Here is a 6810-nt window from a genome sequence, read left to right on the forward strand (position 1 = left end):
GGGCGCGCACCCGCGTGCGGGCACGCGCCGCTCCGGGCGGCCCGGCGCGCTATTCGTCCACCTTGAGGATGGCCAGGAAGGCCTCCTGGGGCACCTCGACCGTGCCGATGGCCTTCATGCGCTTCTTGCCCTCCTTCTGCTTCTCGAGCAGCTTGCGCTTGCGCGAGATGTCGCCGCCGTAGCACTTGGCGAGCACGTCCTTGCGGACGGCCTTCACGGTGGAGCGCGCGATGATCTTGTTGCCGATCGCACCCTGGATGGGGACCTCGAACTGCTGGCGCGGGATGATCTCCTTCAGCTTGTCGCACAGGCCGCGCGCCAGCGCGTAGGCCTTGTCCTTGTGGACGATGAACGACAGCGCGTCGACGTCGTCGCCGGACAGCAGGATATCGAGCTTCACGAGCTCACTCGGGCGGTAGTCCGAGAACTCGTAATCGAGGCTCGCGTAGCCCTTGGTACGGCTCTTGAGCTGGTCGAAGAAGTCCAAGATGAGCTCGGCGAGCGGCACGTCGAAGCGCATCTCGACCGATTTCCCGGAGAGGTGGACCATGTCGGTCATGATGCCGCGGTGCTCGATGGCGAGCTGCATGACCGCGCCGGTGTAATCCGGCGGGACGATGACCTTCGCGGCGAGGTAGGGCTCCTCGATCCGCTCGATGCGCGTGACGTCCGGGAGGTCCTGCGGGCTGCGGACCTCGACCATGGTCCCGTCGGTCTTGTAGACGTGGTAGTCGACGCTCGGGCTCGTGGCGATCAGCGCGAGGCCGAACTCGCGCTCGAGGCGCTCCTTGACGACCTCCATGTGGAGCAGGCCGAGGAAGCCGACGCGGAACCCGAAGCCGAGGGCCACCGAGGTCTCGGGGCTCCAGGTGAGCGAGGGGTCGTTCACGTGGAGCTTCTCGAGCGCGTCGCGCAGGTTCTCGTAGTCCTTGTTGTCGATGGGGAAGATGCCGGTGTAGACCATGGGCTTGGCCTCGCGGTAGCCCGGGCAGGGCTCGGCGCAGGGGCGGTCGCGGTAGGTCAGGGTGTCGCCGACGCGCACGGCCTCGGGGTCCTTGAGGCCCGTGACCACGAAGCCGACCTCGCCCACCGACAGCTCGTCGACCAGGGTCTCGGCGGGGCGCTTCACGCCCACGCCGTCGACGAGGAAGTCCTCGCCGCCCGCCATCATATGCAGCTGGTCGCCGCGGCGGATGCGCCCGTCGAAGACGCGGACCGTGGCCACCACGCCGCGGTACTCGTCGAAGTACGAGTCGAGGATCAGCGCCTTGAGCGGCGCGTCGGCATCGCCGCTCGGCGGGGAGACCAGAAAGACGATGGCCTCGAGCAGGTCGTGGATGCCCTCGCCGGTCTTGCCGGACACGCACACCGCGTCGTCGGCGGGGATGGCGAGCTCGTCCTCGATCTCCAGCTTGACCTCGTCGGGATGCGCGGAGGGGAGGTCGATCTTGTTGATGGCGGGCACGATGTCGAGGTTCGCGTTCATGGCGAGGTTCGCGTTGGAGACCGTCTGCGCCTCGACGCCCTGCGTGGCGTCGACGACGAGCACGGCGCCCTCGCAGGCCGCCAGCGAGCGGGAGACCTCGTAGGTGAAGTCCACGTGCCCCGGCGTGTCGATGAGGTTGAACTGGTAGGTCTCCCCGTCGTCGGCCGTGTAGGCGACGCGCACCGCGTTGCTCTTGATGGTGATGCCGCGCTCGCGCTCGATGTCCATCGAGTCGAGCAGCTGCGACTCCATATCGCGCTCGGCCACGGTGTGGGTGAGCTCGAGGATGCGGTCGGAGATGGTCGACTTGCCATGGTCGATGTGGGCGACGATGGAGAAGTTCCTGATGTGGGAGATGCTCTGTGTATCCATGCGCCCCATGATACCCGATACCCCCTGCCGACCGCGACCGCGCGGTCGTGCACATCTCGTGAGCAACACGCCTAATCCATAGCATTTGCGCTTTCCTGACCTGCGGGTGCGTGCTATACTCCACAAGTTGTGACCTCACCGTGTCTCAGAGGCCGGATAAGTTATAACTTATCAAGCATCGAAAGGAACTCCGCAAGTGGCAAACATCAAGTCTCAGAAGAAGCGCATCCGCACCGCCGAGATCGCCCGCGTCCGCAACAAGGCGGTCCGCTCCGAGCTCAAGACGCTGATCAAGCACGTCCGCGCCGCCGTCGAGGCCGGCGACAAGGCCGCTGCCTCCGCCGCCGCCACGCGCGCCTGCCGCGCGCTCGACAAGGCCGTGGCCAAGGGCGTCATCCACAAGAACCAGGCCGCCAACCGCAAGTCCGGCGTGCAGCACCTGGTCAACACCATGGAGTAGCGCTCGCTTCTGCGAACTGCTTTGTCGAGCCCCGCTTCCCCTTTGAACTGCGTCCCAAAACCTGGACGCGTTAAATCATAGCCGCTAGGCAGCCTTCCGAAGGGCCTGCTCCCGGAACTCCACCGGGGTCAGGCCCTTCAGCTTCACCTGGCGCCTTCTCGTGTTCCAGTGGATGATGTACTCCTCGAGGTCGCGCTTGAACGACTCGAAGTCGTCCCAGTCGCGCCCGCGGAGGAACTCGTCCTTGATGTGGCCGAAGACCTGCTCGGTGGCTCCGTTGTCGATGCAGTTGCCCTTGCGCGACATGCTCTGGGTGACGCCCATGCCGCGCAGCCTCCCCGTGAAGGACGGGTGCTGGTACTGCCACCCCATGTCCATCTGCATGACCGGCGCAGCGCCCTCGGGCATGGCGGCCTCGAGCATGTCCAGCATCTCCCCCTGCTGGGCGAGGTCCGGGTGCAGGGATATGGAGTGCGCCACTATCTCCTTGCTGCCGAAGTCGTAGACCGGCGCGAGGTAGGCCTTGCCGAAGGAGAGCCTGAACTCCGTGACGTCGGTGCCCATCTTCTGCCACGGGCCGTCGGCGGCGAAGTCCCGGCCGAGCACGTTCTCGAAGGTATCGCCGACCTCCCCCCTGTACGAGCTGTACCTGTGGTGGTCGGTCTCGCGCCTGATCCCGCAGCGCAGCCCCATCTCGCGCATCATCTTGAGCACCGTCTTGTCGGCTATCCTCGCGCCGTCCACGGCGCGCAGCTCCATCGCTATCTGCCGGTGGCCCACGCCGTTGGGGAGCCTGCCGAATATCTCGGCGACCCTCGGCCGGAGCTCCGGCCTGGTCGGCTTCTTCGGGTGCGCGAGCGCGTAGTAGTAGCTCGACCTGGCGAGCCCGGCGGCCCCCAGCAGGTCGGCGAGGTCGTGTCCCTGCCCTGAAAGCTCGGCGACCGCTAGGGCCTTCTCCCGGCTCGGGAGCGCAGCTCCGCCTTCAGGGCTATCGATTTTTTTAGGTACGCCACCTCGGCCTCGAGCCGCCTGACCTCGCGCTCGAGCTCCTGCTCGCGGGTCATCGGCGCTGCCCCGGCGCCCGACCCCCTCGGCCTGCCCTTCGGCCTGGGCCTGAGCGCCTCGGCCCCGCCCTCGCGGTAGAGGCGACACCACTGCTTCAGCGGCGAGAGGCTCGCTATCCCGTAGCGCGCCATCGCCTCGGCCTTGGCCATGCCGCCGTCGACCACGGCGCTGGCCGCGGCGACCTTGGTCTCAAAGCCGTATCTAGCGTGCGTCTTGCCCATGTTCAGCAGGCCGTCCCTCCCCACGGACCGGTACGTCTGCTGCCATTTTCTCACGGCCTCCTCCGGAATCCCGAGGACCTTGGCAACAGATCCCCGCCCCCGCCCCTCCGCGAACATATCGGCGGCGAGCTCCCTGAGCTTGCGGTCGTGCCTGCACCGCAGGTCGACGTGCATGGAAAGCCTCCCATCTCTCGGACTTCTATTTCCATGTCCAAGAAATGGGAGGCAGTTCACTTCGGAAGCGGGGCTTTTTTCATGCCGATGCCGCGGTCGGGGTGCGGCCGGGCGGTCCCCGTCGGATCCGAGCCGAGGGGCCCCGGCGCCGCGATCGGGGCGCTGCCGGTCAGCCGCGGGCGGGGCGCCGGCATAGGGAGATGACCCACATGCGCAGGGCGAGCGCCGAGTCCCGCGAGCCCTTGAGGGCGAGCTCCACCTCGGCGGCGCCCGAGAGGCCCTCCAGGAGGTCCTCCATGCGCCAGCGGCGCGCCCAACCCAGATGGTTCTTCACCTGCCATCCCTGCAGCCCCAAGGTGGAGGCGAGCTCGCGCCCCGCGCCGCGGGCGTCGAGCGCCTTGGCGACGATGAGCTCGCGCAGCCTCCCCACGAGCAGGGAGTAGAGCCGCACCTCGCTGCGGTCCGGCTGCAGCGCCAAAAGCTCGAGGGCTCGCGGGAGGTCGCGCGCGGAGACGGCGTTCAGGAAGTCCCACGGCTTCACCTCGGCCGTCCGCATCACGAGGCGCTCGACGTCGGCCACCGTGATCTCGGGCCCCTCGACCATCTGCGCCAGGCGCGCGAGCTCGTTGTCGAGCATGCGGGACGCCTCGCCCGCACGGCTCACGAGCTCCTCGGCCGCAGGCAGCCCCATCGCCTTGCCGTGCGCGCGCGCCATCGCGACCACCTGCTTGGGCATCTCCCATGCCTTCTTGGGCGCGCAGTCCACCACGGCCTTCGCACCGATCTTCGCCACCGCCTTGTACAGGCGCGTGTTCTTGGCGAGCGAGGACGCCACGATCAGGCAGACCGTCGAGGGCGCCGGGTCGGCCAGGTAGGAGACGATCGGCTCGCTCACGGCTTTGGGCAGCTTGTCGCAGCCGTTCAGGATCACGAGCCGGAAGGGGGCGCCCATGGGGAAGGTGTTCAGGGAGGCGACGATGTCGTCGATGGCGGGGTCGCGGGTCATATCGCGCTCGTCGAGGTTGAACGCCGCCATGCCGCTCTCATCGAGCCGCGCCTTCATGCGCTCCACGGCGCGCGAGCGCTTGTACTCGTCGGCGCCCACGATCAGGTAGGCGGGCAGCAGTGCGGTCTCGGCCATCGCGCGGACCCTCCTTCGCTTCGTCTTGCAGGCCCCTATTCTACCCCGCCCCGCGCCCGGCCGACACGCCGACGCCGGCCTCGGCGGGGGCGAGCTCCACGTCGCCGGCATCGATCGTGCACAGGAAGCGCGCGCCGCAGGCGGCCACCGCCTGCGTGCAGGCGGGCGCGGGATGCCCGTAGGCGTTGCCCTCCCCCGCGCTCGCGACGGCGACCTCGGGGCCGAGCACCGAGAGCACGGAGGCGTCCACCGAGGCGGCCGAGCCGTGGTGCCCGAGCTTGAGCACGTCGATATCGCCCACCTCGGGTGCGAAGCGCTCGGCCTCGGGGGCCTCGGCGTCGCCGGTCAGCAGCACGGACAGCGCACGGCCCCCGTCGCGGTAGCGCACGTCCAGGACGAGGGACTCGGCGTTCTCCTCCCCTGCCACCGGGGCGCGCGGCCACACCACCCGGCAGGAGAAGCCCCCGACCGCCAGGCGGTCGCCGTACCCGAGCTCGGAGATCTCGCAGGGCAGCGCCTGCAGGAGCTCCGGCGGCGCGGACCCGGCGGCGCCGCGCGCGACGTAGAGCGCCCCGACGTCGACCGCCGCGAGCAGGTCGGGAAGGCCTCCCCAATGGTCGGCGTCCCAGTGGGTGACGACCACCGCGTCGAGGCGGTAGACGCGGTTGCGCGCGAGGGCGTCGACCACCCGCTCGTCGACCCCGGCGTCCACGAGCAGCGAGGAGGCGCCGTCGCGCACCAGGATGGAGTCCGCCTGGCCGACGTCCATCACCGTCACGCGGGGCGGGGCGGCGAGCGTCCAGTACCCGACCCACCCCGCCCCCGCGGCGACCAGGGCGCCGGCGAGCGCCGAGACCGCGCGCGGGCTCCAAGGCCGCCAGGCGAGGAACACGGCGAGCGCGGGCAGGTAGAGCGCCGCCGCGGCGCCGGCCGCGGACGCGGAGAAGGGGATCGAGGCGTACGGCAGGTCGGCCAGGACCGTGGCGGCGAAGACCGACAGCTGCGCGAGCGCCTCGGGGACCGCGAGCAGGCAGGACAGCGCCGGGACCGCGGCGGCCGCAGGGGCGGTCGCGAGCCCGCAGACGAGCATCGCGCTCATGAGCGGCCCGCAGACGAGGTTGGCGAGCGGCGCCACGAGCGAGAGCGTGCCGAAGGCGGGCAGGGTGAGCGGCAGCGTCGCCCATTGGGCGGCCAGGGTGAGGGAGAGCGCCTCGGACACGCCGTGCGGGATACCCGTCCGCGCCAGCAGGAATGACAGGTAGCGACCGAACACCGCGATGAACAGGACGCTTGCCGCCGAGAGCTGGAACCCGAGGTCGAACACCGCGCCCGGGTCGATGGCGGCGAACCCCGCGCAGGTGAGCGCGAGCGCCGAGAGGCTGTGGGCGCGCCGGCCGCCCGCCCCGGCGGCGAGCCCCATGCATGCCATGGCCGCCGAACGGACGGCGGAGGGGGTGCAGCCGCAGAAGACGACGTAGGCCGTCATGGCGGCGGCGAGCCCGGCGTTGCGCGCGCCGACGGGGGCACGCGCCCGCTGCAGGACCCGCTGCAGGAGGGCCGCCACGAGCACGAGATGGCCGCCGGACACGGCGACGAGATGCGAGAGCCCCGCGGCGGCGAAGTCGTCCGCCGCCGCGGTCCCGTCGAGCGCGGAGTCGTCCCCGCAGACCGCCCCGGCGATCAGCGCCCGGGCGGGCGAGCGCCGCGGCTCGATGGCCGCAAGGACCCCGGAGCGCAGCGCTCCGAGCGGATCGGGCGCCCGCGACGGGGGGCGCTCGAGGACGCGGACGACCGTCAGCTGCGCCACCTCCCCGCGCATGAGGCGCGAGCGGGCCCACGTGCTGCCGTCGAGCGCCTTCGCGCGGCCGACCGCGCGCAGGACCTCGCCCCG

At 70.3% G+C, this 6810-nt stretch carries 6 protein-coding genes; 1 reads left to right on the forward strand and 5 read right to left on the reverse strand.

Annotation, left to right across the window (positions count from 1 at the left end; translation table 11 throughout):
- Nucleotides 1–49 precede the first annotated feature (49 nt).
- Nucleotides 50–1858 (reverse strand): translation elongation factor 4, encoded by a 1809-nt coding sequence (gene lepA / locus PHA29_RS06315; protein WP_270848703.1) that lies wholly within the window; start codon nt 1856–1858, stop codon nt 50–52.
- Nucleotides 1859–2054: 196 nt separating this feature from the next.
- Between lepA and rpsT the strand changes: the two genes are divergently transcribed.
- The gene (gene rpsT, locus PHA29_RS06320; RefSeq protein WP_270404267.1) at nt 2055–2318 is read left to right on the forward strand and encodes a 30S ribosomal protein S20; all 264 of its coding nucleotides are present in this window, start codon (nt 2055–2057) and stop codon (nt 2316–2318) included.
- 84 nt (nt 2319–2402) lie between these two features.
- On the opposite strand, the gene PHA29_RS06325 is transcribed toward rpsT, so the two are convergent.
- From PHA29_RS06325 to PHA29_RS06340, 4 genes are all read right to left on the reverse strand, one after another.
- Nucleotides 2403–3314 carry an IS3 family transposase gene (locus PHA29_RS06325; protein WP_270848709.1) on the reverse strand — a complete coding sequence of 304 codons (912 nt, stop codon included), beginning with the start codon at nt 3312–3314 and terminating at the stop codon, nt 2403–2405.
- Nucleotides 3263–3778, reverse strand: coding sequence for a helix-turn-helix domain-containing protein (locus tag PHA29_RS06330; RefSeq protein ID WP_270848705.1), 516 nt, complete (start codon nt 3776–3778; stop codon nt 3263–3265). The genes PHA29_RS06325 and PHA29_RS06330 overlap by 52 nt, the downstream gene beginning before the upstream one ends.
- Nucleotides 3779–3947: 169 nt before the next feature.
- A complete protein-coding gene (holA, locus tag PHA29_RS06335) occupies nt 3948–4919 on the reverse strand; it encodes a DNA polymerase III subunit delta (protein WP_270404265.1) in 972 nt (323 codons plus the stop codon).
- A 40-nt stretch (nt 4920–4959) separates the two neighbouring features.
- Nucleotides 4960–6810: ComEC/Rec2 family competence protein (locus PHA29_RS06340; RefSeq protein WP_270848707.1), on the reverse strand; the 1851-nt coding region annotated here is incomplete at its 5' end.

Origin of the sequence: Candidatus Collinsella stercoripullorum, assembly GCF_027669965.1 — a bacterium.
Taxonomy (GTDB): Bacteria; Actinomycetota; Coriobacteriia; order Coriobacteriales; family Coriobacteriaceae; genus Collinsella; species Collinsella stercoripullorum.

Bases quoted from the DNA above. Each gene is read 5' to 3' on its own strand.
- lepA (WP_270848703.1), bottom strand. From the start codon at position 1,858: ATGGATACACAGAGCATCTCCCACATCAGGAACTTCTCCATCGTCGCC.
- PHA29_RS06330 (WP_270848705.1), bottom strand. From the start codon at position 3,778: ATGCACGTCGACCTGCGGTGCAGGCACGACCGCAAGCTCAGGGAGCTC.
- holA (WP_270404265.1), bottom strand. From the start codon at position 4,919: ATGGCCGAGACCGCACTGCTGCCCGCCTACCTGATCGTGGGCGCCGAC.